Genomic DNA, 25861 nt, shown 5'->3' with positions numbered 1-25861 from the left:
CTGGAAAGCGTCGTCACAGTAAGGGTTGAAATGTCTCCTGTAGCTCTCGGCATCCCGACGGTCCGCCCCAAGCCGCTCGCCGAACGCCGCCACTCCCGGCAACTCATGGTCGGCAGCGTGCCCGTGGGCGGCGACGCCCCCGTCTCGGTGCAGTCGATGACGACGACGGTGACCGCCGACGTCAACGCCACCCTCCAGCAGATCGCCGAGCTCACGGCGTCGGGCTGCCAGATCGTCCGCGTGGCGGTGCCGTCCCAGGACGACGCCGACGCGCTGCCGCTGATCGCGAAGAAGTCGCAGATCCCCGTGATCGCCGACATCCACTTCCAGCCGAAATACGTCTTCGCCGCCATCGACGCCGGGTGCGCGGCCGTCCGGGTCAACCCCGGCAACATCAAGAAGTTCGACGACAAGGTGGGCGAGATCGCCCGCGCGGCCTCCGACGCCGGCGTGCCCATCCGCATCGGCGTCAACGCCGGCTCCCTCGACCCCCGCCTGCTCCAGAAGTACGGCAAGGCGACGCCGGAGGCGCTGGTGGAGTCCGCGTTGTGGGAGTGCTCGCTGTTCGAGGAGCACGGCTTCCGCGACATCAAGATCTCGGTCAAGCACAACGACCCGGTCGTGATGATCAACGCGTACCGGCTGCTGGCCGCTCAGTGCGACTACCCGCTCCACCTCGGTGTCACCGAGGCCGGGCCCGCCTTCCAGGGCACGATCAAGTCGGCCGTGGCCTTCGGCGCGCTGCTCGCCGAGGGCATCGGCGACACCATCAGGGTCTCCCTGTCGGCTCCTCCCGTCGAGGAGGTCAAGGTCGGCGCCCAGATCCTCGAGTCGCTGGGGCTGCGCGAGCGCGGCCTGGAGATCGTCTCCTGCCCGTCGTGCGGGCGGGCACAGGTCGACGTCTACACCCTCGCCGACCAGGTCCAGGCGGGCCTTGAGGGGATGAAGGTGCCGCTGCGGGTGGCCGTCATGGGCTGCGTCGTCAACGGCCCTGGCGAGGCCCGCGAGGCCGACCTGGGCGTCGCCTCCGGCAACGGCAAGGGCCAGATCTTCGTCAAGGGCGAGGTCATCAAGACGGTGCCGGAGTCGCAGATCGTCGAGACCCTCATCGAGGAGGCGCTGCGCCTCGCCGAGGAGATGGGCGTCGAGGTCGACCTCGACGACGACACCACCGGTCCCACCGTCACCGTCAGCTGACCCTCATCCCTGTGTGACCGGCCTGCTCGGCTGAGTGCGGGCCGGTCAGGGCCGAGGTTGCTCGGTTACGCGGGGCAATGGAGGCATTACAGGTTGGCAAGCTTTTCCCCATACCCTTCGTGGTCGCCTGGTCGCTCGCGGGAGCATCGCAGGGCCTATGACAGGAAGGGGGCCGGGTGAAGCGGGTAGCTGGGGTTGTCGCCGGAGTGGCGGTGCTCGTCGCCGGGGTCGGGAGTGCGAGTGGGACCGCGGGGGCGGTGGCCGGGGAAACGACGTCGGCCGGGGTGAGGCAGGCGCAGGCGGCCGTCGCCTGGGCGGCCTGTCCCAAGGTGGCGGGCAAGGCGGCGTCGGTGACGCTGGAGTGCGCCACCGTACGCGTGCCGCTCGACCACAAGCGGCCGAGGGGTCAGTCGATCAAGCTGGCGCTCAACCGGATCAAGGCCAAGGTGCCCAGGGGCGGCGGTCATCTGGGGACGCTCCTGATCAACCCGGGCGGGCCAGGGTCGCCGGGGCGGGCCCTGACCGAGTACGTCGCCACGTCCCTGCCCGCCGAGGTGTCCGAGCGTTACGACATCGTCGGATTCGACCCGCGCGGCGTCGGCGGCAGCGAGCCCGCCGTGCACTGCGTGGACGCCGAGACGTACTACAAGGCGCCGCGGCTCGACCAGATCCCGCGCAACAGGGCGCACGAGAAGGCGCTGCTGGCCCGCGCCGCCGGCTACGCGAAGCGCTGCGGCGACCAGTGGTCGTGGCTGCTGCCGCACCTGACGACGGAGAACTCCGCCAGGGACATGGACCGTATCCGCGCCGCGCTCGGCGAGGAGAAGATCAGCTACTTCGGCTATTCGTACGGCACCTACCTCGGCGCCGTCTACGCCACCCTGTTCCCGAGCCGGATCAAGCGCCTGGTCATGGACAGCACGGTCGATCCAGGCGGTGTCTGGTACGCCTCCAACCTCAAGCAGGACCGCTCGTTCGAGCGCCGCCACCGCCAGTTCCTGGCCTGGACGGCCCGCCACAACGACGTCTACAAGCTGGGCTCCACGGTCAAGCAGACGTCGTTCGCCTTCTACGCGATGCGCGACCGGCTGCGCTCGCACCCGGCGGGCGGCGTGGTGGGCCCGAGCGAGCTGGACGACACGTTCACGCTGGCCGGTTACACGGACAAGGTGTGGCCGTCGTTCGCGCAGGCGTGGTCGTCGTACGTGCGCGACGGCGACGTCACGGGCCTGACCGACGTCTACACCAGGCACGGCAAGAACGACGCGGCCGACGAGAACGGCTACGCCGTCTACCTGGGCGTGGAGTGCAGCGACGCGCGCTGGCCGCGCAAGTGGGACAAGTGGCGGACCGACATGACCAGGATGCACCGCAAGGCGCCGTTCCTGACCTGGCCGAACGCCTGGTACAACGCCCCGTGCGCGTTCTGGCCGGTGCGGGGCGGCACGCCGGTGCAGGTGCACGACTCGCCGAAGCTGCCGCCGTTCCTCATCCTGCAGTCCAAGGACGACGCGGCGACGCCGTACCAGGGGGCGCTGGAGATGGCCGAGCGGTTCCCGCGCGCCAAGCTGGTGGTGGACCAGGGCGGCAACCACGGGGTGACACTGTCGGGCAACACCTGCATGGACCGGCACCTGGTGACGTACCTGCGGGACGGGACGCTGCCGAGGACCGGCGCGGCCTGCGCCGCGGCGGCGGACCCGAAGCCGGCCGCGCACATGGCGTCGGGCAGCTCGCGCGCCCCTGACCTGCTGGGTCTCCTCGGGGCGCTGAACCTGCTGAAGGGCGCCCGCTGACGCACCGGGCGGGCCGCGGACAGGTCGGACGTCAAGAAAGGGTTACCGTGGGCATTTCCGGATGAGCTATTCGGTAACCCTTCGCGTAGTCTGACCATTGTGATGCTGCGTACATCGGCGTCGCGCGTGCTCGACGACAACGACCGGGACGAGGTCCTCGCCCTGCTCGACGCCGATCCGGTCGCCAACGTCTTCGTCTCCTCGCGGGTGCGGGCCGTCGGTCTCAACCCGGCGCGGCTGGGCGGGCAGATGTGGGGCTTCGGCACGCGCGGTGGCCTCGTGTCACTCTGTTACGCCGGCGCCAACATGGTGCCGGTCAACGCCGGTCCCGAGGCCGTGCACGCGTTCGCCGACCGTGCCCGCAAGCAGGGGCGGCGCTGCTCGTCCATCGTGGGCCCGGTCGACGCGGTCAGCCTGCTGTGGGAGCGGCTGGAGCCGCACTGGGGGCGGGCGCGGGCGATCCGCTGGGCGCAGCCGGTCATGGCCATCTCCAGCAGGCCGCCGGTGCCGGCCGACCCGCTCGTGCGCAGGGTGCGGCCCGAGGAGTTCGACATCGTGCTGCCGGCGTGCGTGGCCATGTTCACCGAAGAGGTCGGCGTCTCGCCCAACCTCGGTGACGGCGGCGCGCTCTACCGTACGCGGGTGGCGGAGCTGATCAGGATCGGCCGCTCGTACGCGCGGATCGACGGCGGCCGGGTGGTGTTCAAGGCCGAGATCGGGGCGGTCACCCCGCAGGCCTGCCAGATCCAGGGCGTCTGGGTCGATCCCGAGCTGCGCGGCAAGGGTCACGCGGTGGCCGGGATGGCGGCCGTGGTGGAGGCGGCGATGAGCTGCTTCGCCCCCGTGGTCACCCTCTACGTCAACGACTACAACCACTCGGCGCGCGCGGTCTACCGCAAGGTGGGCTTCCACGAGGTGGACACGTTCATGTCGGTGCTGTTCTAGCCGGGCACGCGCAGGGTCAGCAGCGCCACGTCGTCGTCGTTGTCGTCGGGGCGCACCCTGCGCAGCAGCCGGTCGCAGAAGCCGTCGAGCTTGTGCCCGCCGAGCGCCGACGCCTCCCTGCGCAGCCGTTCGAGGCCGTCGTCCAGGCTGTGGCTGGGTGACTCGATGAGCCCGTCGGTGTAGAACACCACGCTCGAGTGCGGCGGCAGGTCGACGACCGCGTCCTCGCGGGGCACGCAGATGCCGGTGCCGAGCAGCAGGCCCCCACCTTCCTCCAGGAACCGGGTGGCGCCGTCGCGCTCGACGAGCAGCGGCGGCGGGTGGCCCGCGTTGGTCCAGCGCAGCCGCCAGCCGCCGTCCACGGGCTCGGCGCGGGCGAAGACGACGGTGGCCATCGTGGCCTCGGCCATGCGCGAGACCGCCTGGTCGAGCCGGCCGACGACGGCGCTGGGCAGGCTGTCCATCTCTCCCGCGTACGCCCGCAGCATGTTGCACACCTGGGCCATGCCGGCGGCGGCGTCGAGGTCGTGGCCCACCACGTCGCCGATCACCAGGCCCAGCGCGCCGCCCGCCTGGGTGAAGGCGTCGTACCAGTCGCCGCCGACCTGGGAGGCGTCGGGGGCCGGCACGTAGCAGGCGCTCATCTCCAGGCCGGACACCACCGGCAGGCGGGGCAGCAGATGGCGCTGCATGGTCTCGGCGACGCGGCGCTGACGCTCGTACAGGCGGGCGTTGTCGAGCGCCAGCCCGGCACGGCGGGCGATGTCCTCGACCAGCAGCAGGTCGCCCGCGGTGTACGGTTGCGCCCGCTCGGACCGCCCGAGGGTCAGCGCGCCGATCACCTCGCGGATGCCGCGGATCGGGGCGATGCACGCGGACTTGATGCCGGTCTGCGCCAGCAGGTCCTGCTGGGCGACGGCGATGCCGGTGTCGGGCGGCATCTGGTAGCTCTGCGGGCTGATGAGCGTCGCGGTGACGCCGCGCAGCGCCCGCGACAGCGGCATCGGGGAGTCTTCGGTGACGGGTGGCAGCTGCCGCTGCAGGTCGTCGCGGTGGGTCAGCGTGCCGTCCTCGTAGTGGACCACGACGGCGCGGGAGATCGTGCCTTCTTCGTCGAGCAGGTCGACCACCACCCAGTCGGCCAGCAGCGGCACCACCAGGCGCACCAGGTGGCGCAGCGTCGCGTCCACGTCGAGGCTGGAGGTGAGCGTGGCGGTCGTCTCGGCGAGCAGGGCCAGGCGTTCGAGCTCCGACAGCGACGGGTTCTGCCAGGGCGGCTCGGCGGCGCCGTCCTCGGTGTCGGGGGCCGGGTGGAAGATCACCAGCGCGCCCGTGGCGGACTCGTCGACCCTGCAGGGGGTGACGAGCCAGCTCACGCGGATCAGCGTGCCGTCGCCGCGCTCCATCCACTCCTGGTCGCCTGAGGCGGTGCTGCCGGAGATGAGGGCGTGGCGCATCACGCACCGGCTGTGCGGCAGCGCCTCGCCGCGCCTGCCGCGGTGCAGGGCGTCGTGGGCGTCGTGGTCCAGCAGGTCGCCGGCGCGCCGCAGGAGCAGGCGCTCGGCGTTGGGGTTGACCTCGATGATTCGGCCGCGGTCGTCGACCACGTACGCGCCGGCGTCCTTGAGGTCGCGCAGCCTCAGAGGACGCCCGCCCCCGAGGGTGAGGTCGTGCGCCTGCCCGTGCGGGACGCTCATGGACGATCTCCTTCCTCCCGGAGAAACCTACCCAGGAGCCACCCCCATCACCGCAGGCTCGGCTATACGCGTACGAGCTTGTCGAAGAGCCGGGCCAGCTCCGTGCCCGGGTCGGCGGTCAGCCCCGCGTGCACCGGCCCCGCCTGGACGATCGTGCTGCGCGGCGCCGTCAGCCAGCGGAACCGCCCGCCGAGCGACTCGCCGGCCAGCGGGCCAGGCTCGTCGCCGCAGGCCAGCTCGTACGCGCCGAGCGCCCGCCGCACCCCCTCGACGTCGGCCCCCGGGTCGAGCGCCCGCAGCCGGCCGGGGTCGAGCTCGACCTTGGCGCACAGGTAGGCGCGCGGCTGGCAGTAGAGCAGCACGCCGGCGTTGATCTGCTCGCCCCGCTCGACCTTCGGCACCACGCGGATCACCGCGTACTCGTAGACGTCCCTGCTCATCGGCTCCCGCCCTCCCGCCAGAACGCGCCGACCGAGCCGGGGCCCGCCGTCTTGCGGCCCTGCTGCTCGCCTGCCACCAGCCAGCCGCGCGGGCCGTGCGCCCGCTCCAGGAGATGCTCGACGTACGCCGCCCGCACGGCGGCGGGGGAGTCGAAGCCCGGCTCGTCCGCCAGCCACTCGTCGGGCACCAAGGCGGTCACGCTCTCCAGCAGCTCGCGGTCGATGCGCCCCGCCAGGTCGGCGCCCGCGCGGCCCACGTCGCCCGCGAACGGCGCCAGCACGTGGTCGCCCGCGTCGAACGGCCGCTGCGGGTCGGCGGTGCGCCAGTTGTGGTGGAACCACAGGGCGGCGCCGTGGTCGATCAGCCACGTGTCGCGATGCCAGATGAGCAGGTTGGGGTTGCGCCAGCTGCGGTCGACGTTGTGGATCAGGCCGTCGAACCACACCACCCTGGCGGCGAACGCCGGGTCGGGCACCCAGGCCAGCGGGTCGAACCCGAGCGCGCCGGGCAGGAAGTCGACGGCCAGGTTGAGCCCGGTGCTGGCCTTGAGGAGGTCCTGCACCTCCTCGTCCGGCTCCCTGACGCCGAGCTGCGGGTCGAGGTCGATGAGCTTGAGCTCGGGTGTCCTGAAGCCGAGACGCCGGCCCAGCTCGGCGGCGATGATCTCGGCGACCAGCACCCGCCGGCCCTGGCCGGCCTCGCGGAACTTGACGACGTAGGTGCCGAGGTCGTCGGCCTCGACCACGCCGGGCAGCGACCCGCCCTCCCGCAGCGGGGTGACGTAACGGGTGGCTGCGATCTTTTCCAGCACGAGATGAGGCTATCGCCCTGGAAGCGGCGTTCAGGACGTCACACGGGCATCTTGGCGATCACCTCTTCGGCGAAGCGTTCCATGGTGGCGAGCTTGAGCTCCAGGGTGCCCTCGCCGTACCGGGACTTCTCCTCCGGCGTGGCCAGCCACCACGGGGCGGCCAGCGTGCCCGTCACGCCCTTGGCGGCGAAGTGGCGGTAGGTCTCCGCCTCGGGCAGCACCGCCAGCGGCGCGATGATCTCGAACTCCTCGATGGACCTGCCGTTGGCCTCCAGGTGCCCGCGCAGGGTGTCGAGCACCTCGTCGAGCTGCTCTTCGGTGTAGATGCGGTTGCCGATCCAGCCGTCGCCGAGCCGGGCCGCGCGGCGCAGGGCCGCCTCGCTGTCGCCGCCGACGTACACGGGGATCGGGCCTGACGGGGCAGGGGAGATCGACAGCGGCGGGAGGCCGTCGAGGGTGACCGTCTCGCCCGACCAGAGCGCGCGCAGCGCGGGCAGCATCGCGTCGAGGCGCTTGCCGCGGGTGTGGAAGTCCTGGCCGGTGGCCGTGAACTCCTCCTTGCACCAGCCCACCCCGACCCCGAACGTGACCCGCTCGCGCGACAGCACCGCCGCCGTGGACACCTGCTTGGCCACGGTGAACAGGTCGCGGGCCGGCGCGATGTAGACGTTCGGCGCGAAGCGCAGCGTGCTGGTGACCGCGGCCATCGCCCCGATCGTCACCCACACGTCGGGCCAGTGCGTACGCGCGTCCCACCGCGGCCGCCCCGACCGCGAGTACGGGTAAGGCGAGGCGAAGTCGGCGTAGAAGAGGTGGTCGGAAAGCGTCAGCGTGTCGAACCCGCACCGCTCGGCCGCCCGCGCCAGCTCGGTGAACTGATCGGTGTCGGAGAAAGAGGCGCCCAGCCAGAACTTCATCGAAACTCCGGTGCGACCTTGGTGGCGAACAGCTCCAGGTTCCGCTTGACCGTGTCGAGCGGCAGCACGCCCTGCTGGCCCTGCATGTAGAGGCCGAACCACTCCAGGTCGGGCATCTTGTCGAGCATGCGCTGGATGCCGCGCTTGACGTCGTCGGGCGTGCCGAACAGCGCCATCTCGACGTCCCTCATGCGCTTGGCGTCGCCCTTCTCCGGTGAGATGGGCTTGTGCTTCTCGTCCTCCTTCTTGCGCAGCACCTCCAGGTAGCCGAAGGGGCCGAAGAAGGCGGCGAAGTCCTTGGGGATGCTCCTGCCGAAGGTGGCGATGGCCTGCTCGGTGGTGTCGCCGATGCCGACGATCTTGAGGATGCCGGTGTGCTCGCCCAGCTTGTAGTGGCGGCCGTGCTTGGCCGACTCCTCCTGGTAGAGCCTGGCCTTCTGGGCGTGGTCGTCGGGGTTGGGGGTGAACATCCACGGCAGGATGTCCTCCTGCGCCGCCCTGATGACCGAGCGGTCGGAGATCGTGAACGGCTGCCACAGCTCGGGATGCGGGTTCTGGTACGGCCGCGGGCAGACCGACACCGCCTGAACCACGCCGTCGTCGTCGATCTCGCCGGGCGCGCCGAACGTGCGGGTCCACTCCTGGGCGGGCCAGCCCTCGATGCCCTCGTACGGGAAGGGCACCTGGTAGTCCAGCACGTCCGACTTGTAGCGGAGCGTCTCCTGCGTCCAGGCCAGCTTCATGATCTTCAGCACCTCGCCGAAGACGTCGAAGTTCCGCGTGTCGGTGGCCGAGCCGTCGGAGCGGGCGGCGGCGGCCTGCCAGCGCTGGCCGAGCACGTTCATCCAGCGGTTCTGGTAGCCCCGTGCCACGCCCAGCCGCAGCCGTCCCTTGCTGAACTGGTCGAGCAGCGCGACGTCCTCGGCCGCCCTGATCGGGTCCCAGGCGGGCAGCACGAGGCCGAGCGGGGCGAGCAGGATGCGCTCGGTCCGCGCGGCGAGGTCGGTGAGGAACATCAGCGGGTTGACCGAGAACTCCATGCCTTCCGAGTGGAAGTGGTGCTCGGTCATCATCAGCGCGTCGAACCCGATCTGGTCGGCGTGCACGGCGATCTCGCGTACCTCGTGCAGCAGCCGCTGGTACGACTCGGTGTCGCGGCCGATCGGGCGCTTCGCCCTGGCGTTCTCCTCGGCCGCGTAGCCCGAGCCTGGGATCTGCGGATTCAGGAAGATCGAAAACTTCACCGGGAACCTCTCTCCGCGGGACGGTCCTTCGCAAGGTACTCTGGAAATCTTAACCGAGCAATCGCTTGGTTTGCCGGTATGGGGGTGTGATGAGGCTCGGCGTCACGATGTTCGCGACCGACCTGGCGATGCCCGTGCAGGAGCTCGCGAAGGCGGCGGAGGAACGCGGGCTCGACTCGCTCTACCTGCCCGAGCACACCCACATCCCGGTCTCGCGGCGCACGCCGTACCCGGGGGCGGCGGACGGCGAGCTGCCCGAGGAGTACAAGCGCACGCTCGACCCCCTCGTCGCCCTGTCCTTCGCCGCCGCCGCGACCACCCGCCTGCGGCTCGGCACCGGCATCCTGCTCGCCGCCCAGCGCGACCCCATCGTCACCGCCAAGGCCATCGCCTCGCTCGACCTGCTGTCGGGCGGTCGCGTGGTGGTCGGCGTCGGCTTCGGCTGGAACGTCGAGGAGATCGAGAACCACGCGGTCCCGTACGGGCGGCGCCGCGAGATCGCCCGGCACCACGTCATGGCCATGCAGGCGCTGTGGCGCGACGAGGTGGCCTCCTTCGAGGGCGTCGAGCCGACCTGGTCCTGGCCCAAGCCGGTCAACCTGCCGCCCGTCCATGTCGGCGGGGCGGCGGGGCCGAAGCTGTTCGCCCACGTCGCCGAGTACGCCGACGGCTGGATGCCCATCGGCGGGCGCGGCATCAAGGCGGCGCTGCCCGCCCTGCGCGAGGCGTGCGAGAAGGCGGGACGGCCGATGGCCCGCGTCATCCCGTTCGCCACGCTGGCCACCAGGGAGAAGCTCGACTACTTCGCCGAGCTGGGCATCGAGGAGGCCGTGGCGACGCTGCCCAGCGGGCCCGCCGACGAGGTGCTGCCCGTCCTCGACCGGTACGCTGCGCTGCTCCCGTAGCTTGTTCTGGGCGCTCGCTTGCCCCGGCCAGGCATAATGGCGGTATATGTCCGAGCTACGTGCCGACGACCCCCGGCAGTTGGGGTCCTATCGGCTGACACGCAGGCTCGGTCAGGGTGGCCAGGGAGTGGTCTACCTGGGCGAATCCCCGCAACGCGGCAGGGTCGCCATCAAGCTGCTGCACGCCAGCCTCTCCGGCACCGCCGACGCCCGCCGCCGCTTCCTCGGCGAGGTCGAGGCGGTGCGCCGGGTCGCCGCGTTCTGCACGGCCCAGCTCCTGGACGCCGACCTCGAAGGCGACCGTCCTTACCTGGTGAGCGAGTACGTCCACGGCCCCTCGCTGCGCGAGCACGTGGAGAAGGAGGGGCCGCGTACGGGCGGGTCGCTCGAACGCCTGGCCATCGGCACCGCCACCGCCCTGGGCGCGATCCACCGCGCCGGGGTCGTGCACCGCGACTTCAAGCCCGGCAACGTGCTGCTCGGCATCGACGGGCCCCGCGTGATCGACTTCGGCGTGTCCCGGCTCGTCGACACCACCGTCACCACCAGCCACATGCCCATGGGGACGCCCGCCTACATGGCGCCGGAACGCATGAAGGGCGAGCCGGCCGGACCGCCGGCCGACATGTGGGCCTGGGCGCTCACCGTGGCCTACACCGCCAACGGGCGGCCCGCGTACACCGCCGAGACCCACAACGAGGTGCTGGCCCGCGTCCTCTACGGCACGCCCGACCTCGGCGACCTCGACGGGCGGCTGCGCGAGATCGTCGAAGCCTGCCTGGCGACCGAGCCCGCCGACCGGCCCGACGCGGAAGAGGCGCTGCGCCTGCTGCTCGGCCAGGAGGGCGACGGGGGTGACGTGCTGACGACCGGCGCCATGGCCGCCGTCGGCGGCAACGGCATCGGCACGCTCGTCCGCCCGAGCAGGCCCGTCACCCGCGCTCCCGGCGCCGTCGTCGGAGTCGGCGCCGCCGAGGCCGAGCCCGGCGTCATCACCGACCCCGACCCCACCACCAGCTTCCCCGCCATCACCCGCACCCAGGTGGCGCGGGCCGGGCGGCGGCGGGTGCGGCCCTGGCAGATCGGCGTCGCGCTGGCCGGGCTGCTCATGGGCATCGCCGGGTTCGTGCTCTACCTCCAGAGCGCCCAGGGCGAAGGGCTGGCCGGCGACTGGACCGGCTCCGCCGAGCACTTCACCGCCGAGCGCGTCTTCCCCGTCGAGCTCGTCCTGGACCACGAAGGCTCGGGACACATGCGGTGGGGAGCCGACCTGCACTGCACCGGGCGGCTCTCGCGCGACGGCGGCGGCATGGTCTTCACCCTCCGCGACGTCGGCGGGCAGGAGTGCTACCCGGGCACGCTCCGCATGTATCCCACCTCCGATGTGAACCAGATGGACATCAAGGTCACTCGTGCAGGTAAGGACGAAGTGACGTATTCCGGCAGGGTTGCGCGTACGTCCTGACCGGCTGTGTCACGGTCCGGATGCGATTGCCCTGCGCACCGTTGACTGTTCGCGGCCCCTTGCCTTCAGTAGGAGGCAGAAGGGGTGGCGCGGCGAGGGGAGGCGCCCCGTGCCAACGGCACAGCCGCTCAGAACGGGGGACCCTCGGCGACTCGGCGACTACGAGCTCACCGGGCGGCTGGGTGAAGGTGGCCAGGGCGCGGTGTTCCTCGGTTCCAGGGGCGGAGAGACGTACGCGGTCAAGCTCCTGCACGGGCCCGTCGGTGACGAGCGGGCGGCGTTCCTGCGGGAGGTCGAGCTGGCCAAGCACGTCGCCAGGTTCTGCACGGCGCAGGTGATCGACGCCGGGTTCGACGAGGGGCGGCCGTACATCGTCAGCGAGTACGTCGACGGGCACTCCCTGGCCCGCGAGGTCGCGCTCACCGGGCCCCGCAGGGGCGGCGCGCTCGAACGCCTCGCCGTCGGCACCGCCACCGCGCTCGTCGCCATCCACCGGGCCGGGATCGTGCACCGCGACTTCAAGCCCCAGAACGTGCTGCTCGGCTCCGACGGGCCGCGCGTCATCGACTTCGGCCTGGCTCGGGCGCTCGACGCGGCCGCCACCGTGAGCGGGCGGGGGGTGGGGACGCCGGCGTACATGGCGCCCGAGCAGATCACCGCCTCGGCCGTCACAGGGGCCGCCGACGTGTTCTCGTGGGGCGCCACCATGTGCTTCGCGGCCAACGCCACCGCCCCCTTCGGCCAGGACTCCGTCGCGCCCGTCCTGCACCGCATCCTCACGGCGCCGCCCGAGCTGGGGCTGCTCGACGGGCGGCTGCGTACGCTGGTCGCGGCCTGCCTGGACAAGGACGCCCGCAACCGGCCGAGCAGCAGGGAGCTGCTGTTCGAACTGCTGGGAGAGTCACCTGCGTCGGGTTCTGGGGAGGGTGCTGCGGACGTGCTGCGCTCACCTCCGCCGCCCATCCTCCGCACGCCGCCGACAACCCTTGTACCGGGCCAGCGCACGCCGGACGCCCACTCCGGCCCCACCGGTGTTCCAGCCGGACCTGCCGATGCTTCGCCCGGCTTCTGGTTCACCCCGCTGGCCGAGCCCGAGGCCACCGGGGGCATGGGAGCCATGGACGCTTACCACCTCCCTCCCGGGACCTCCGGCCCCCAGGCCGCCCACCCGGCAGCCGGGGCGCCGCAGCGGGGTGCGGATGGCGGGGGAGCGTTACCCGGGGATTCCGCCCCGGGCGGGGAAGGGCGTACGGACCGGAGACAGTGGCCGCGGGCGGCGGTCGCGGTGTGTGCGGCGCTGCTGGTGACGGCCGTGGTGCTGCTGGCCGTGGTCGTACCGGCGCTCACCCAGAGCCCGGCCGGGCAGGCGGGACCCCAGGCGGGCGGACCTCTCGCCTCACCGCCGCCCGTCACGCCCGCACCCGAGACCACCCGCGAGTCGCCCGCCAAGGCGACACCCACGAAGACCGCGGAGGCCCGGCAGGCCCAGGACGACCGCCGCCCCGCCTACGACCCGCCCGCGATCGTACGTCCGCCGACGGTGACGATCCCGCCCCTGACCGGCCTGGACAAGGCAGCCGCCGCCAAGGCCGTCGAACGCGCCGGCCTCACCCTCGGCCGCGTCACCCGGCAGGACTCATCCCGCGCGATCGGCCAGGTCCTCGCCAGCACCCCCGCCGCGGGAACCGCCGTGGACCGGGGAGCCAAGGTGTCCCTGCGAGTGTCGGCGGGCCTGCCCGTACCGGAGGTGACGGGCATGCGACGCGGCCCCGCAGAAGCGGCCCTGACCGGCGCGGACCTCAAGGTGGGCGCCATCACCCGCGCCTGCTCCCAGGAGCCGTCAGGCCAGGTTCTGTCCACCCGCCCCAAGGCAGGCAGCCGCGTGAAGGGCGGCACAGCGGTAGCACTCACCGTGTCCCGGAACGGCGCCACCGTCCCCCCGGTCGTCGGCCGCTCCCGCGAGGCGGCCCGCACAGCCCTGACGGCGGCGGGTTTCACCGTGGGAACGAAGGAACAGTTGGTGGACGACGAGTCCCAGGCAGGCACTGTCCTGGCACAAGGCATCGACCCGGGCACCTGCGCCAGACCCGGCGCCCAGATCACCATCACCGTCGGCCTGGCCGCCCAGACGGGTCCCGACCCCGGCGAATCCCTCGAACCCACCACCAACGAGCCCGAACCCGAGTAACCCCACCCACCGGATCCGAGAGGAGTTGCGCAGCGACCTCCACCGCCAGGTCCGGTAGGGCTCATGCGTGTGCCTACCGTCCTGGGGCAGTTGGGGGCGTATGAAGAAACTCCTGAAGCTTCTGGTGGCCCGCAAGATGGCCACCACCCCCCTCGGGATAGCCGCCCTGGGCGTCGGCTGGTTCCTCGGCCGCCGCCGCAAGCGCCGCCGCGCCGAGCGCGAGGCCCAGCACAACGTCCCCCAGCACACCAGCACCACACACGAGGACGTCAGGGCCGCCCAGCCCTGATCCGTCGCCGGTCGTCACACGCGCAGGATGGTGACCGGGCGGCCAGAGGGGGTGGTGGCCTCCTCGAACGCGCCGCGTTCCTGCCACGGCGGCGCTTCTGGGCGGCGGTCGAAGATGACGAGTCTGCCGGTGGACAGGGTGAGCCGGTCGAGATAGCGGTCGAGCTGGGCGAGGCCGTGGGGCGCGGGGTCGCTCTCGCCCGCGCGCCACACCTTGAGCTCCATGGCCTCGCGCTGGACGAGCCGTTCGCCGTCCGGCCCCTGGTAGGGCCAGCACATCAGGACGTCGAGGCGCTTGGTGCCGGCGGCGTACTCGCGGTCGAGCCGGCCGCCGCCGTTGACGAGCCGGTGCAGGAAGGCCATGAGGATGATCTGACAGGCCGCCTCGTGGTAGCCCTCCTGCTGGATGAGGACCTCGCCGTGTTCCCGCCAGAAGACGACGAACTCCTCCAGGAGGCGTGTCAGGTCGAAGCGGCCGTCGGGCAGTACGAAGCTGTGCGGGTCGGCGCGGACGCGGACCTCGGCCTGCTCGCCCAGAACCCGGAGCAGGACCTCCCGGTAGATCGGGTTGGCGATTTCCAGGTCTCTCGTGCTGCGGATGAGGCCCAGGTCATGGACATAGCGGGCGTCCCTGCTGAAGGCCATGTCCATGTCGGGCCAGGTGCCCGCCAGGATCGGTTCGATGACCCGGGCCACCCGGGGCTCCTGCAGCCGAGCCGTCAGTGACTCCAGGTGCATGGCGTGTGTTCGGATCAGCCGTTCCTTGGCTTCCTCCACCCGCGCCACGGAGACGGTGCCGGTCACCCCCATCTCCTGGGTGATCTCGTAGGCGAGAGCGTTGACCAGCCATGGCTGGCCCTGGGTCAGCTCGAAGACCCGCTCGACCGCGTCCTTGGTGAACTCCTGGCCGGTCGCGTCGGTGTGCTGGCCGTACAGCTCGGCGATCTGGTCGATGGTGAAGTCACCCAGGCGCAGCGACTTGGCGATGATGTTGAACGGGCTCGCCGGGTTGAACCGATTCGGGTCGCTGCCCACCGCGACCTTGTAATCACGCACGTCCCGCAATCCGCACAGGACGATGGACGCGGGGAACGGCTGGCCCTCCGGCCGCGCGTTATGACCGTCGCGGAGCTGACCGAGGATGCTGCTCATGCTGGTGCCCTGCAGGGCGTCGAACTCGTCGAAAAGGAGCACCACCCGGCGCGGACATCGGCGGCACCACTCGCTCAGCGCATCGAAGAAGCGACTGCCCGGGGCGGCCTGCGGCCACGGGTCAGGTGGCAGGAGCTTCTTCGGCCATCCCGATCGCAAGACGGCTTGACGAAGGGAACCCAGCAGCATCGACTCCGCCGCGGCGTAGTCGTGGCCGGCTGCCTTGGCGCGCTCGCAGGAGAACATCAGGGCGGCGACGTCGCCTGCTGCGGTCAGTTCGGAGGCGAGGGTGCGCAGCGCGGTGGTCTTGCCGGTCTGGCGAGGGGCGTGAAGGACGAAGTAGCGGTCCATCTCGACGAGGGTGCGGGCCTCGGGGATGCGTGGCGTGGGGGGCAGCATGTAGTGGCGCGTCGGGTCGCACGGGCCCGTGGTGTTGAAGAACTTCGCGCGGGGTAGTCGCATGGTCACATTCTGACGTCTTCGGGTCAGCGTTCGTGGCGTTTGTTTCGTGCGGTGCGGGTGCCGGGGCCGGTGCCGGGGATGAGGCGCAGGGGGCGGTGGTGGGTGGTGCGGAGGGGTTCGGCGACCAGCGTGCGGATCTCCTCCAGGCCGGCCGTGTCGTGGTGGCCGGCGTCGAGGACGGCGGCGACCAGCTCGTACGCCTCCCGCCCCGCCATCGCCTTGAGCTGCTCGATCAGGGTTTGAGGGCCGCCCAGCTCCAGCAGGGTGAGGAAGTTCTCGGCGGCCAGCAGCAGGTGCTCGCCCTGGCCGATCGCGGACGGGTCGAGCTCGCCCACGTCCACCAGGTACGTCAGCGCGGCCGGGCCGAGCACGGGGTCGCGGCGCAGGCCGTGGAGGAGGGCGCGGCCGTCGGGCAGGGCTTCGGCGAGCACGTTGAGCATGGCGCCGGCCCGGGTGCGGAACGGGCACCGGCGTACCGCCTCCAGCAGCGGCTCTATGCCGTGGCCCGGCTGGGCGAGCCAGCCGTGCAGCTCGGCGGCGGCGTCGTACGGCGGGTAGTGCTGGGTGAGGACGCCGAGCAGTTCGGCGGGGTCGGCGTCGGCGAGTTCGCCGATGAGCGGGGCGTCGCGGCCCTCGGCGAGCAGGCGGGCGCGTACGGCGCGCTGCCCGAGCGGGGTGAGCCTGACGAGGAGCAGGTCGGGCTCGGCGAGGCGGGTACGGAGGCGTTCGACGGACTCGGGCGGGAGCTCCTGGGCCTCGTGATCGAGGTCGGCGAGGTAGAGCTCGTCGGCCGGGCCGCGGCTCAGCTCGACGGCACCCAGGTCGGCGAGGACGTCGAAGGTACGGACGAGGTCGTCGCCGAGCCGGCGTCGCAGCAGGGTGGAGGAGGTGTGGCGGTCCCCGGCGAAGTAGTCCTCGTATTCGTGGCAGGCCAGCCACACCGTCTCCTCCAGCCGCGCCACGGGCATGTCGTCCATGCCGTAGAGGGTGTTGAGGAGGTCGGGCAGCAGCTCGTCGAAGAAGAGCGTGAAGGGCGCGCCGTCGGTGCGGCCGGTGATGGGGCGGCCCAGCTCGGGCAGGACGTCGAAGGCGCGCTGCCACAGGGCTTCCGGGTCGCGCAGCAAGGGGGCGGCCTTGGCCACCGCATGGACGCGGCCCTTGGCGACCCGCACCAGCCGCACCCGCTTGGCCCACGCCAGGAGGAGGTCGGGGTCCCCGTCGGTGTCAGGCGAGGCGCCGAGCTCGGTGAGGGGGCGGCCGTCCTTGCCGGCCCAGGCCGCCAGGGCCGTCAGGCGTTGGACCGTCCGGCTTCCCATGGCGGCGGTCGTGAGGCCTGGGGCGGGGGGCAGGGCGATGGGGGGTTGGAGGGGGGCGCGTTCCTCCGCCAGGTCCAGCTCCGCGCCCAGCAGGCGGGCCTGGGTGAGGTGGTCGAGGATGTCCTGGTCGTAGTGGACGCGGCCGGCGTCGAGGTCCTGTTTGAAGTCGTCGAGCCCGCCGGGGTCGGTCAGGTCGACGCCGTGGTCGAGCGCGGTCTGGGCCCAGAACTTGGCCAGCCCCTGCAGGTGCGGGTCGTCGAGGGACTTCCTGAACTCCGGGGTGGCGCGGGCGATGGCGGCGTCGGCCTCGGACAAGGTGGCGCCGCGCGGGTCGCGCAGGCCCGTCGCGGCGAGGTAGGCGAGGTAGGTGCGCAGGATGTCGGGGGCGATGTCGAGGATCTCGCGCGGCGCGACGACGTATTTGGGAATCCAGGCCAGCAGATAGCGGCGGATCTGCGGCTCGTCCCAATAGGCGAGCCGGCCGTCGCGGCTGTGGTGGCGGGCGTCGATGGCGGCGCCGATGAGAAAATCGTCCGCCGGGCGGCCGTGCTCGTCGGCCCAGGCGAGGCAGCGCCGCAGCAGCACGGCCTTCGCCGCCTCGAACTCCTCCGCCTCCTCCGGCTCGAACCAGGTACGCAAGACCGTTCTCCCTGCCGGTGCGAAAAAGGGGATCTGGCGTCCCAGTATCGCCCTTCAGGCCCGCCGTCGTGAGCCGTTGTGCACAAGCGGTCAGTACGCGCGTGCCGCTTCGAGCAGGGCGGCGCGTACCTGCTCCTCCGGCAGGTCCATGGTCTTGACCGCGCCCCACTGCAACGCCCCCAGCAGCGCCCAGCTCTTGAGCCTGGCCTCAGGGGTGGGGTCGGGCCCGGCGAGCTTGGCGTAGATCTCGTCCCTGAAGGTCCTGATGGTGTCGCGCTCCGAGCCGGGCACGGCGCCGGCGTCGTCGGCGGCGAGGTCCTCCATGAACAGCCGGATGACCGAGCGGTAGCGCACCGCGAACGCGACGAGGGCCTCGACGAAGGCGTCGCGGCTGTCGTACGCGGTGTCGAGCAGCGTCAGCATGTCGGCCGCGACGGGGTCGAGCAGCTCGGCGGCGAGGCGGTCTTTGGGGTGGAAGTGGTAGGCGACGGCCGTCTTGGTGAGGCCGACGGCGGCGGCGATGTCGGCCAGCGAGGTCGCCGCGTAGCCGCGTTCGGCGAACAGCTCTCTGGCGGCGGCCAGGATCCGCGATCGGGTGTCGTCGGCTGTGGTCCCGGCTGTGGTCCCGGCTGTGGTCCCGGATGTGGTCATCGTCTCATTTCCCTGTGGAGACGGCCTTCCTCATATGTTCCGTTTTATCGTATGTCGCTGTACGACCGTACAGGACGGTCGTCGAGTGGGGGCTGAAGCGATGACGCGGTTGCTGGGACGGCTGGGCGGCTGGTGCGCGCGGCACGGCTGGATCGTGCTCGTCACATGGGTGATCGCCGCCGCGGCGCTGATGGGCGGCAGCCTCGCCTTCCCCAGTCCCACCAACAACGACGCGAGCATCCCCGGCACGGACGCGCAGCGGGCCCACGACCTGATGAAGGAGGGCTTCGGCGCCGGGTACGCCCAGGGCGGCACCGTCCAGCTCCTCGTCTACTCCGCCGACGGGCCGCTGCTGGAGGAGAAGCGCAAGCAGGCCGTCGAGCGGGCCGTGGACCGGCTGGAGACGATGCCGCACGTCACCTCCGTGGACACCCCGTTCCGCGTCGGCGGCATCTCCTCCAACCTGCAGATCGGCCTCATCACGATCAAGATGGAGGGCAACGACTCCGACAAGATCGCCCAGACCACCCAGGAGCTGTCCAAGGCCGCCGATCCGGCGCGCGAGGCCGGGCTCGAGGTCGTGCCCGCCGACAGCTCGAACCCCGCGGACAAGGAGATCAAGACCGGCCCCAGCGAGGTCATCGGCGTGGTGTGCGCGCTGCTGGTGCTGGTGTTCGCGTTCGGGACGCTGGTCGCCGCCATCGTGGCGATCTTCGCCGCGCTGGTCAGCGTGGCCTCGGGGCTCGGCGTGATCGGGCTGCTCGGCTGGGTCGTGGACATGCCCAAGCAGGCCGGCATCATGGCCACGATGATCGGGCTCGGCGTCGGCATCGACTACGCGCTGTTCCTGCTGTCGCGGCACCGGCGGCTGCTCGCGCAGGGCGTGCCGGTGGTGGAGTCGGTGCGCAGGACGGTGTCCAGCTCGGGCGGCGCGGTGGTGTTCGCGGGCGGCACGGTGATCATCGCGTTGAGCGCGCTGATGCTGGCCGGATTCCCGCTGCTGGCCACGCTCGGCTGGGTGACCGGCATCTCGGTCGTGGCCGCCGTGCTGACCTCCGTCACGCTGGTCCCCGCCCTGCTCGGGCTGCTCGGCCACCGCGTCAACGCGCTCAAGGTGCCGTTCCTGCGCGGCTCGGGCTCGTCCGGCACCGGCTGGGCGGGGCTCGGTTCGTGGGTGGCGCGCCGCCCGTGGCGGGTGCTGCTGGCCAGCACGATCGTGCTCGGCGCGCTCGCCGCGCCCGCGCTGGCGCTGAGGCTGGGGCCGATCGACGAGGGGTACGGCGACAAGGGCTCGGAGCCGCGCCGGGCGTACGAGCTGATGGCCACCGGCTTCGGCCCCGGCTTCAACGGCCCGCTCATCGTGGTCGCCGAGCTGCCCGAGAAGGTGCCAGGCGCCAAGGACCCGCTCGTCAAGAAGCTGGTCGGCGAGGTGGAGGACGTCGAGGGCGTCAAGTACGTCAGCGACCCCAAGGTCAACGAGGACGGCCGCTCGGTGCTGGTGCAGGCCATCCCCGAGTACGCCCCGAGCGACGAGCGCACCGCCGAGGTCGTCGAGGACGTCAGGGCGATCGCGCTGCCGGGCGTGCAGGTGCACGTGGGCGGCAAGGTCGCCGGGCTGACCGACGCAGGCGACCGGATGGCCGAGCGCACCCCGCTGGTCATCGGCGTCGTGGTGCTGCTCAGCGCGCTGCTCCTGCTGCTGGCCTTCCGCGCGCCGATCGTGGCGATCAAGGCGGCGGTGATGAACCTGGTGTCGCTGGGCGCCGCGTTCGGCGCGCTGGCGCTGGTGTTCTCGATCGGCCTCGGCACCGGCCTGGTCGGCCTGGACCCGCCGGCCAGTTCGTCGTACGTGCAGACGATCTTCTTCTCGGTGCCCATCGAGAGTTACGTGCCGCTGATGCTGTTCGCGGTGCTGTTCGGGCTGTCGATGGACTACGAGGTGTTCCTGCTGACGGCGGTGCGGCAGTCGTACCAGCGGCACGGGCGCAACGCGCGGGCGGTGGCCGAGGGGCTCGGCTCGACCGGGCGGGTCATCACGTCGGCGGCGCTGATCATGGTGGCGGTGTTCACCGCGTTCATCGCCTACCCGGACTCGCTGGTCAAGACGTTCGGCGTGGGGCTCGCGGTGGCGATCGCGGTGGACGCCACGATCATCCGTGGCTTCCTGGTGCCGGCCACGATGGTGCTGCTGGGACGGCTCAACTGGTGGTGCCCGCGCTGGCTCGACCGGCTGCTGCCGAACCTGTCGGTGGAGGGCCACGAGGAGGACGAGGACGAGCCGGTGGCCGAGCGGCGGGAACCGGTCGGCGCGGGCGTCTGATAGCGCGTCGGGTAGGGCTCAGTCGGAGTCGAGCAGGTCGCAGGCGGGCACCCAGCCGATGACGCCGGTGCTCGCGTTGTGGCCGTGGTGCCACAGCGTGGTCTCGTACGGGCCGCACGCGTACGCCTCGTGCTCCTCCTCCCGGTTGGACGCGAACCCCTCGCCCGGCTGCCCGAACCCGTGTACCCGGGCCCCCGCCGCGGGCTCGGCCCGGATGGCGACGCCGGGGGCCGCGAAGTCGTAGGCGGGCCTGGCGCTCAGCGCCGGCACGGCGAGCAGCGCGGCCAGGGCCATCGGTCCGAAGCGCACGCCGCTCAGCGTAGTGGCATGGTCGCTCAGTGTTCCAGCGGCTTGCCGTCGCGCCGCCAGGCGAGGTAGCCGCCGTCGAGCGGGCGGGCGGAGCGGCCGTGGGCGCGCAGCACGCGTACGGCCTCGGGCGAGACCACGCAGTACGGCCCCCCGCAGTACGCCACGATCTCCGCCGACGCCGGCAGCTCGCCCAGCCGGTCGCGCAGCTCGGCCATGGGCACCGAGACCGCGCCCGGCACGTGCCCGGCCGCGTAGTCGGCCGCCGAGCGCACGTCGAGCACGAGCGTGGACGGGTCGGCCAGCCGCGCGGCGAGCTCGTCGGCCGTCACGCCCTCCAGGTCGCCGAGCCGGTCGCTGACCGCGCCGCGCAGGTCGGCGAGCCGTTCGCCGGCGAACGCCTGGAACGCGCCGAGGAAGCGCGACACACTCTCGTCGGCCAGCCGGTAGTAGACCCGGGTGCCGTCCCTGCGGCTGGTCACCAGGTGGGCCGCGCGCAGCTGCTGGAGCTGCGCCGAGGTGTTCTTGAGCGGCACGCCGGCCGCCCGCGCCAGCTCCTCGACCGTGCGCTCGCGCTGGTCGAGCACGTCGAGCAGGCGCAGCCGGACGGGGCCCGACAGCGCCTTGCCGATGCGGGCGAGCTGCTCGTAGATCGGCTCTTCCGCGAACATCAGACCATGTACTGGTCGTGGCGCAGGTAGAGCTCGGTCCACTCGTCGGGGGAGAGCTGCCGGCCGGTGGCGGCGATCTCGGCCAGCTCCTCGAAGTAGCCCTCGCGCGGCGCGCCCGGCGTGAACAGGATGAGCATCGTGGCCGGCTCGCCCGACTCGTTGCGGAAGGCGTGGATGCCGCCTTCGGGCACGAACAGGAAGTCGCCCGGCTTGCCGTCGGCCCACTTGTCGCCGTTGTAGAGCCGGATGGTGCCGTCGAGGACGTAGAAGGACTCGGTCATCGTGCGGTGGAAGTGGGGGCTCGGGCCGGACGGCTTGGCGGGCATCTCGTAGCGGTAGAGGCCGAACGCGCCGCCCGTGCTGCCGCCCGTGGCGAGGTAGTGGACCTGGGTGCCGCCCGGGCCGCCCATGCTCAGGTCGGGCGCCTGCCCGGCCAGGTGGAACACGCCGCTCGGCTCGCCGTGCTCGGCGTGGTAGCGGGGCTCGGGGTAGGACATGGGGGCCTCCTCTAGAGTTCTAATGATCCTTAGAATAGCGCAGGAAGGATGTCCTCCGCCAGCCAGTCGAGCTGCCCGGCTTCGCCGACCATCGGATCGATCAGCACGAGGTCAGATCGGCGGATGCGGCTTCTGGTACGTCTTCGGCTCCATGGCCGCCTCCACCTGGAAGAACCGCCCCTGGAACGACACCTTCTGCTCCGTCCAGCACGCCTTCATCAGCTCGATGCCCTCGGTGAACCGCGTCACCAGCCCCTCGCCCGGCACCCCGAACGATTCCAGCGCCCGCCTGCCGCCCAGCCCGAAGCCCACCTCGAGGCGGCCCCGGCTGAGCTGGTCGAGCGTGCTCAGGCTCTTGGCGAGCTGGAGCGGCTGGTGCTGCACGCTGACGAACACCGCGCAGCCGATGCGCACCCGCTTCCAGTTCCGCCGCGCGTCAGAACGTGATGACGGTACGCGCCACCGTGCCCGCGCGGACGTGGGCGACGGCCTCGTCGATGCGATCGAGCGGCAGCCGCTCGGTGATCAGGCCGTTGAGGTCGAGGCGGCCGCGCACGTACTGCTCGGCCAGCATGGGCAGGTCGCGGTGCGGCGCGGCGTCGCCGCCCTGGGTGCCCATGAGGCGGCGCGAGGCGAACAGCAGGCCGGTGTCCAGCTCCATCGGATGGCCCTGGGGCGGGCTGCCGACCATGACGGTGGTGCCGCCTGGCCGGGTCGCGGCGAACGCCTTGGCCAGCACGCCCGGCGCGCCCGTCGCGTCGAAGGCGTGATCGACGCCGCCCCTGACCAGTTCGTCCACCTGGCGGGGCAGGTCGGTGACCAGCAGGGAATGCGTGGCGCCGAAGCGCTCGGCGAGCTTGAGCTTGCCCTCGGCCACGTCGGCGGCCACGATCGTGGTCGCGCCGGCCAGCACCGCGCCCTGCACGACGTTGAGCCCGACGCCGCCGCAGCCGACGACCAGCACCGTCGCGCCCGGCCGCACCCGCGCGACGTTCAGCACCGCGCCGACGCCGGTGACGACGCCGCAGGCCAGCAGCGACATCGCGTCGAACGGCAGCCCCGGGGCGAGCTTCACGCACATGGCCTCGGGGACGACGGCGTACTCGGCGAACGAGCCGATGCCGATGAACCTGCGCACCTCGGCGCCGTCCAACGTGACGCGGGGGAGGCCGCCCATGATGATCGGCGGCCGGCCGGGGCTCGCGCACAGGTGGAAGTGCCCGGCCTGGCAGGGACGGCAGCGGGCGCAGGGGCCGTTCATGGCGATGATGACGGGGTCGCCTTCCTCGACGGTGGTGACTCCCGTACCGGTGCGCTCCACCACGCCGGCGCTCTCGTGGCCGAGGATGAACGGCAGGCGGCCCGCCACCGGGCTCTTGCCGTCGATGGCCTTGAGGTCGGAGCCGCACACGCCGGACGCCTTGACCCGCACCCGCACCTCACCGGGCCCAGGGTCGGCGATCTCGACCTCACGCAGCTCCATGGGGGCGTGGAACTCGGTCAGCACGGCCGCGCGCATCCGCATGGGCCTCACGGTAGCCGCGCCCCGTCATGCGAGCAAGCGGTTGCTCGGCTGGCTCGTCAGTCCCGCGCACGCGCGAGGCGTCCGTTCCCTGCGGGCGTGCCGGCGGTGGCCGGGGAGGATGGCCGCACGGCCGGGGCGAGCAGCGTCAGCAGCACCACCACACCGGTGATCACGGCGAAGGCCGCGGGATAGGACAGCCCGCCCGCCACCCACCCCGTCACCGCCGGGGCGACGAGCCCCGAGAGGTACGTGATCGTGGCCACCCCGGCCACGCCCTCGCCCGGCGTCGCGCCCTTGTTGCCCGCCGCCGCGATCGCCAGCGGCACGATCACCGCCACGCCCAGTCCGAGCAGCGCGAAGCCGGTGACGGCGAGGGCAGGCGTGCGGGACAGGACCACGATCAGGCCCCCGAGCGCGGCGACCGCCCCGCCGGCCCGCACCGTCCGCACCGGGCCGAGCAGACGGATGACGCGGTCGCCGAGCAGGCGGGTGCCGGCCATGCAGAACATCAAGACCATGTAAGAGGCGGCGCCCATGCCCGGCCCCGCGCCGGTGACGGCGGTGATGTAGACGGCCGACCAGTTCGCGCTGGCTCCCTCGGCGAAGGTGGCGCAGAAGCCGACGACGCCGATGAGGGCGATCCCGCGGGTGGGCAGCGCGAAGCGGCGCGGCGCGGGGCCGGTGGCCGGACCGCGCTCGTCGGCGAGCAAACCGCGGCCGGTGCGGGCGCCGGTCAGGAGCAGGGCGGCGGCGACCGTCGCGAGGTGCGCGCGGGCGTCGATGCCGGCCTGCGCGGCCAGGGCGCCGAGACCGGCCGCGGCGAGGCTGCCGACGGCCCACATGCCGTGCAGCCCGGACATGATCGGCCGGTCGAGGCGGCGTTCGAGGACGACGGCGTGGGCGTTCATGGTGACGTCGGACATGCCCGCCGCGACGCCGAACAGCAGGAACGCGAGGAACAGGCAGGCGGTGGAGGGTGAGAGGGCGGGCAGTGCGAGGGCCGCGCACCACAGGGCGATGAGTAAGCGGGTGGCGGTGCGGGCGCCGATCCGGTAGGCCAGGCGCCCGGCCATCGGCATGCCGACGAAGGCGCCGATGGGCGTGCAGAGGAGCACCAGGCCGAGGACTTGGGGGTCGAGGCCGAAGTGCTCCTGGAGCCAGGGGATGCGGGTGGACAGGCTGCCGGCCACGGCTCCGTGAATGAGGAAGACCGAGGCGATGGCGCGATGAGGGCTCATGGATCGGAAACTATCAGGCAGGGTTCCTGATGAAAAGAGCTTTCAGGTAGGGTGCCTGATTATTATGGCGAGCATGAAGACCGCGACCCCTTCCACGGCTCGAGCCATCAACGACCGGCTGGCGCTGGACCTGCTGCTGGAACGGGGCCCGCTGAGCGCTCCCCAGCTCCGCTCGCTGACGGGGCTGTCCAGGCCCACCGTGTCCGACCTGATCGAGCGCCTCATCGGCGGCGGGCTGATCGAGGTCGCGGGAGAGTCGGGCGAGGACAGGCGCGGGCCCAACGCGCGCCTCTACGGGCTGGTGGCCGGCCGGGCCCACGTCGCGGGGGTCGACCTGCGGCGTGACACCGTCCACGTCACCGTCGCCGACCTCACGGGCCGTACCGTCGGCTCGGCCGCCCGGCCGGTCGGCGGTGACCTGGTGGATCTCGTCGAAGGAGTCCTGGCGGAGGCGGCGGGGCGGCGGAGCCTCGACGCCGTCGTGGTCGGGGCGCCGGGCCTGGTCGCGCCGCGCAACGGCGAGCTGGTGTCGTCCAACGACGTGCCGGGGTGGCGTCCCGGGCTGGTGACGTCCTGGCGGGAGCGGCTCGGCGGCGTCCCGGTGGTGCTGGAGAACGAGGCGAACCTGGCCGCCGTCGCCGAGTCGCGGGACGGGGTGGCGCAGGACGCCGAGGACTTCGTCCTGCTCTGGCTGGGCGACGGGGTCGGGGCGGCGGTCGTGCTCGGCGGGCGGTTGCGCCGGGGGGCGTCGGGGGGCGCGGGCGAGATCGGGTTCCTGGAGGTGGACGGGACCGCGTTCTGCAACGTGGTGACCTCGTCCGTCGCGCGCGGCCTGGCCCGTACGGAGTTCGCCACCCGCATCGCCAAGGGCGCCGCCGCCTTCGTCACGCTGCTCGACCCCGGCCTCGTCGTGCTCGGCGGCGAGTGCGGGATGGAAGGGGGCGCCGAGCTGGCCGAGGAGGTGGCCGCCCGGCTGCGCGACCTGGCGCCCGCCCCCACCGAGGTGCGCGCCAGCACGGTCACGGGCAACCCCGTGCTCCAGGGCGCCGTGCTGACCGCACTCGACCTGGCCCGCGACCGCGTCTTCGGCGCCTCGGCCACCCCGTGACGGCCACCGTCGCGCGTCTGTTAGCAAGCGGTTGCTCGGTAGGTCCGTTGACGGCGCCCTAAGGCGAATCTACGCTCGGACG

23 protein-coding genes are annotated in these 25861 nt (G+C 72.1%); 9 read left to right on the top strand and 14 right to left on the bottom strand.

Annotation, left to right across the window (positions count from 1 at the left end; translation table 11 throughout):
• Positions 1–30: 30 nt before the first annotated feature.
• From ispG to AB0K18_RS39700, 3 genes are all read left to right on the top strand, one after another.
• Positions 31–1197: a flavodoxin-dependent (E)-4-hydroxy-3-methylbut-2-enyl-diphosphate synthase gene (ispG, locus tag AB0K18_RS39710; RefSeq protein WP_364380355.1), complete on the top strand. Its 1167-nt coding sequence runs from the start codon at positions 31–33 to the stop codon at positions 1195–1197.
• Positions 1198–1373: 176 nt separating this feature from the next.
• Positions 1374–2993, top strand: coding sequence for an alpha/beta hydrolase (locus AB0K18_RS39705; RefSeq protein ID WP_364925618.1), 1620 nt, complete (start codon positions 1374–1376; stop codon positions 2991–2993).
• Positions 2994–3095: 102 nt separating this feature from the next.
• Positions 3096–3938: a GNAT family N-acetyltransferase gene (locus tag AB0K18_RS39700; protein ID WP_364925676.1), complete on the top strand. Its 843-nt coding sequence runs from the start codon at positions 3096–3098 to the stop codon at positions 3936–3938.
• On the opposite strand, the gene AB0K18_RS39695 is transcribed toward AB0K18_RS39700, so the two are convergent.
• The 5 genes from AB0K18_RS39695 to AB0K18_RS39675 form a co-directional block, all read right to left on the bottom strand.
• Entirely contained in the window at positions 3935–5635 is a 1701-nt protein-coding gene (locus tag AB0K18_RS39695) for a SpoIIE family protein phosphatase (protein WP_364925615.1), read from the bottom strand. The genes AB0K18_RS39700 and AB0K18_RS39695 overlap by 4 nt on opposite strands.
• A gap of 62 nt (positions 5636–5697) precedes the next feature.
• Positions 5698–6075, bottom strand: a complete 378-nt coding sequence (locus tag AB0K18_RS39690) for a DUF3037 domain-containing protein (protein WP_364925612.1) — start codon at positions 6073–6075, stop codon at positions 5698–5700.
• On the bottom strand, positions 6072–6887 hold the full coding sequence (locus AB0K18_RS39685) for a HipA family kinase (protein WP_364925609.1): 816 nt from the start codon (positions 6885–6887) through the stop codon (positions 6072–6074). The genes AB0K18_RS39690 and AB0K18_RS39685 overlap by 4 nt, the downstream gene beginning before the upstream one ends.
• 38 nt (positions 6888–6925) lie before the next feature.
• A complete protein-coding gene (locus AB0K18_RS39680; RefSeq protein ID WP_364925605.1) occupies positions 6926–7804 on the bottom strand; it encodes a TIGR03619 family F420-dependent LLM class oxidoreductase in 879 nt (292 codons plus the stop codon).
• Positions 7801–9048 (bottom strand): LLM class flavin-dependent oxidoreductase, encoded by a 1248-nt coding sequence (locus AB0K18_RS39675; protein WP_364925602.1) that lies wholly within the window; start codon positions 9046–9048, stop codon positions 7801–7803. The genes AB0K18_RS39680 and AB0K18_RS39675 overlap by 4 nt, the downstream gene beginning before the upstream one ends.
• Positions 9049–9137: 89 nt before the next feature.
• Here AB0K18_RS39675 and AB0K18_RS39670 point away from each other — a divergent pair, with 89 nt between their 5' ends.
• From AB0K18_RS39670 to AB0K18_RS39655, 4 genes are all read left to right on the top strand, one after another.
• A complete protein-coding gene (locus AB0K18_RS39670) occupies positions 9138–9953 on the top strand; it encodes a TIGR03619 family F420-dependent LLM class oxidoreductase (RefSeq protein WP_364925600.1) in 816 nt (271 codons plus the stop codon).
• Between the two features lie 46 nt (positions 9954–9999).
• Positions 10000–11418, top strand: a complete 1419-nt coding sequence (locus tag AB0K18_RS39665; RefSeq protein ID WP_364925598.1) for a serine/threonine-protein kinase — start codon at positions 10000–10002, stop codon at positions 11416–11418.
• Between the two features lie 109 nt (positions 11419–11527).
• Positions 11528–13606, top strand: a complete 2079-nt coding sequence (locus tag AB0K18_RS39660; RefSeq protein ID WP_364925595.1) for a PASTA domain-containing protein — start codon at positions 11528–11530, stop codon at positions 13604–13606.
• 100 nt (positions 13607–13706) lie between these two features.
• Entirely contained in the window at positions 13707–13895 is a 189-nt protein-coding gene (locus tag AB0K18_RS39655; RefSeq protein WP_355425886.1) for a DUF6203 family protein, read from the top strand.
• A 14-nt stretch (positions 13896–13909) separates the two neighbouring features.
• Here the strand turns inward: AB0K18_RS39655 and AB0K18_RS39650 are convergent, their stop codons facing one another.
• The 3 genes from AB0K18_RS39650 to AB0K18_RS39640 form a co-directional block, all read right to left on the bottom strand.
• Positions 13910–15508, bottom strand: coding sequence for an AAA family ATPase (locus tag AB0K18_RS39650; protein ID WP_364925590.1), 1599 nt, complete (start codon positions 15506–15508; stop codon positions 13910–13912).
• A 23-nt stretch (positions 15509–15531) separates the two neighbouring features.
• Complete coding sequence (locus AB0K18_RS39645; RefSeq protein ID WP_364925588.1) at positions 15532–17463, bottom strand: hypothetical protein; 1932 nt, start codon at positions 17461–17463, stop codon at positions 15532–15534.
• 90 nt (positions 17464–17553) lie between these two features.
• Entirely contained in the window at positions 17554–18114 is a 561-nt protein-coding gene (locus AB0K18_RS39640; RefSeq protein ID WP_364925585.1) for a helix-turn-helix domain-containing protein, read from the bottom strand.
• 100 nt (positions 18115–18214) lie between these two features.
• On the opposite strand from AB0K18_RS39640, the gene AB0K18_RS39635 reads away from it, so the two are divergent.
• A complete protein-coding gene (locus tag AB0K18_RS39635) occupies positions 18215–20434 on the top strand; it encodes an MMPL family transporter (protein ID WP_364925583.1) in 2220 nt (739 codons plus the stop codon).
• A gap of 18 nt (positions 20435–20452) precedes the next feature.
• On the opposite strand, the gene AB0K18_RS39630 is transcribed toward AB0K18_RS39635, so the two are convergent.
• The 6 genes from AB0K18_RS39630 to AB0K18_RS39605 form a co-directional block, all read right to left on the bottom strand.
• Positions 20453–20743 carry a hypothetical protein gene (locus AB0K18_RS39630; RefSeq protein ID WP_364925580.1) on the bottom strand — a complete coding sequence of 97 codons (291 nt, stop codon included), beginning with the start codon at positions 20741–20743 and terminating at the stop codon, positions 20453–20455.
• A gap of 26 nt (positions 20744–20769) precedes the next feature.
• A complete protein-coding gene (locus tag AB0K18_RS39625; protein WP_364925577.1) occupies positions 20770–21411 on the bottom strand; it encodes a metalloregulator ArsR/SmtB family transcription factor in 642 nt (213 codons plus the stop codon).
• Positions 21411–21908, bottom strand: coding sequence for a cupin domain-containing protein (locus tag AB0K18_RS39620; protein WP_364925574.1), 498 nt, complete (start codon positions 21906–21908; stop codon positions 21411–21413). The genes AB0K18_RS39625 and AB0K18_RS39620 overlap by 1 nt, the downstream gene beginning before the upstream one ends.
• Before the next feature lie 111 nt (positions 21909–22019).
• Positions 22020–22322: an LLM class flavin-dependent oxidoreductase gene (locus AB0K18_RS39615; RefSeq protein WP_364925572.1), complete on the bottom strand. Its 303-nt coding sequence runs from the start codon at positions 22320–22322 to the stop codon at positions 22020–22022.
• 22 nt (positions 22323–22344) lie between these two features.
• The gene (locus AB0K18_RS39610; protein ID WP_364925569.1) at positions 22345–23433 is read right to left on the bottom strand and encodes an alcohol dehydrogenase catalytic domain-containing protein; all 1089 of its coding nucleotides are present in this window, start codon (positions 23431–23433) and stop codon (positions 22345–22347) included.
• Positions 23434–23489: 56 nt separating this feature from the next.
• Entirely contained in the window at positions 23490–24671 is a 1182-nt protein-coding gene (locus AB0K18_RS39605) for an MFS transporter (RefSeq protein WP_364925566.1), read from the bottom strand.
• A 73-nt stretch (positions 24672–24744) separates the two neighbouring features.
• On the opposite strand from AB0K18_RS39605, the gene AB0K18_RS39600 reads away from it, so the two are divergent.
• A complete protein-coding gene (locus AB0K18_RS39600; protein WP_364925564.1) occupies positions 24745–25779 on the top strand; it encodes an ROK family transcriptional regulator in 1035 nt (344 codons plus the stop codon).
• Positions 25780–25861: the final 82 nt, after the last annotated feature.

The organism is Nonomuraea sp. NPDC049421 (assembly GCF_040677005.1).
Classification (GTDB): domain Bacteria; phylum Actinomycetota; class Actinomycetes; order Streptosporangiales; family Streptosporangiaceae; genus Nonomuraea; species Nonomuraea salmonea.
This window is presented reverse-complemented; position numbering and strand designations above follow the sequence as displayed.

What these genes read in the sequence shown, in the direction of transcription:
- AB0K18_RS39635 (WP_364925583.1), top strand. Translation starts at nt 18,215, where the DNA reads ATGACGCGGTTGCTGGGACGGCTGGGCGGCTGGTGCGCGCGGCACGGC.
- AB0K18_RS39605 (WP_364925566.1), bottom strand. Translation starts at nt 24,671, where the DNA reads ATGAGCCCTCATCGCGCCATCGCCTCGGTCTTCCTCATTCACGGAGCC.
- AB0K18_RS39670 (WP_364925600.1), top strand. Translation starts at nt 9,138, where the DNA reads ATGAGGCTCGGCGTCACGATGTTCGCGACCGACCTGGCGATGCCCGTG.
- AB0K18_RS39700 (WP_364925676.1), top strand. Translation starts at nt 3,096, where the DNA reads ATGCTGCGTACATCGGCGTCGCGCGTGCTCGACGACAACGACCGGGAC.
- AB0K18_RS39655 (WP_355425886.1), top strand. Translation starts at nt 13,707, where the DNA reads ATGAAGAAACTCCTGAAGCTTCTGGTGGCCCGCAAGATGGCCACCACC.
- AB0K18_RS39610 (WP_364925569.1), bottom strand. Translation starts at nt 23,433, where the DNA reads ATGCGGATGCGCGCGGCCGTGCTGACCGAGTTCCACGCCCCCATGGAG.
- AB0K18_RS39680 (WP_364925605.1), bottom strand. Translation starts at nt 7,804, where the DNA reads ATGAAGTTCTGGCTGGGCGCCTCTTTCTCCGACACCGATCAGTTCACC.
- AB0K18_RS39620 (WP_364925574.1), bottom strand. Translation starts at nt 21,908, where the DNA reads ATGTCCTACCCCGAGCCCCGCTACCACGCCGAGCACGGCGAGCCGAGC.
- AB0K18_RS39690 (WP_364925612.1), bottom strand. Translation starts at nt 6,075, where the DNA reads ATGAGCAGGGACGTCTACGAGTACGCGGTGATCCGCGTGGTGCCGAAG.
- AB0K18_RS39665 (WP_364925598.1), top strand. Translation starts at nt 10,000, where the DNA reads ATGTCCGAGCTACGTGCCGACGACCCCCGGCAGTTGGGGTCCTATCGG.
- ispG (WP_364380355.1), top strand. Translation starts at nt 31, where the DNA reads ATGTCTCCTGTAGCTCTCGGCATCCCGACGGTCCGCCCCAAGCCGCTC.
- AB0K18_RS39625 (WP_364925577.1), bottom strand. Translation starts at nt 21,411, where the DNA reads ATGTTCGCGGAAGAGCCGATCTACGAGCAGCTCGCCCGCATCGGCAAG.
- AB0K18_RS39640 (WP_364925585.1), bottom strand. Translation starts at nt 18,114, where the DNA reads ATGACCACATCCGGGACCACAGCCGGGACCACAGCCGGGACCACAGCC.
- AB0K18_RS39650 (WP_364925590.1), bottom strand. Translation starts at nt 15,508, where the DNA reads ATGCGACTACCCCGCGCGAAGTTCTTCAACACCACGGGCCCGTGCGAC.
- AB0K18_RS39600 (WP_364925564.1), top strand. Translation starts at nt 24,745, where the DNA reads ATGAAGACCGCGACCCCTTCCACGGCTCGAGCCATCAACGACCGGCTG.
- AB0K18_RS39695 (WP_364925615.1), bottom strand. Translation starts at nt 5,635, where the DNA reads ATGAGCGTCCCGCACGGGCAGGCGCACGACCTCACCCTCGGGGGCGGG.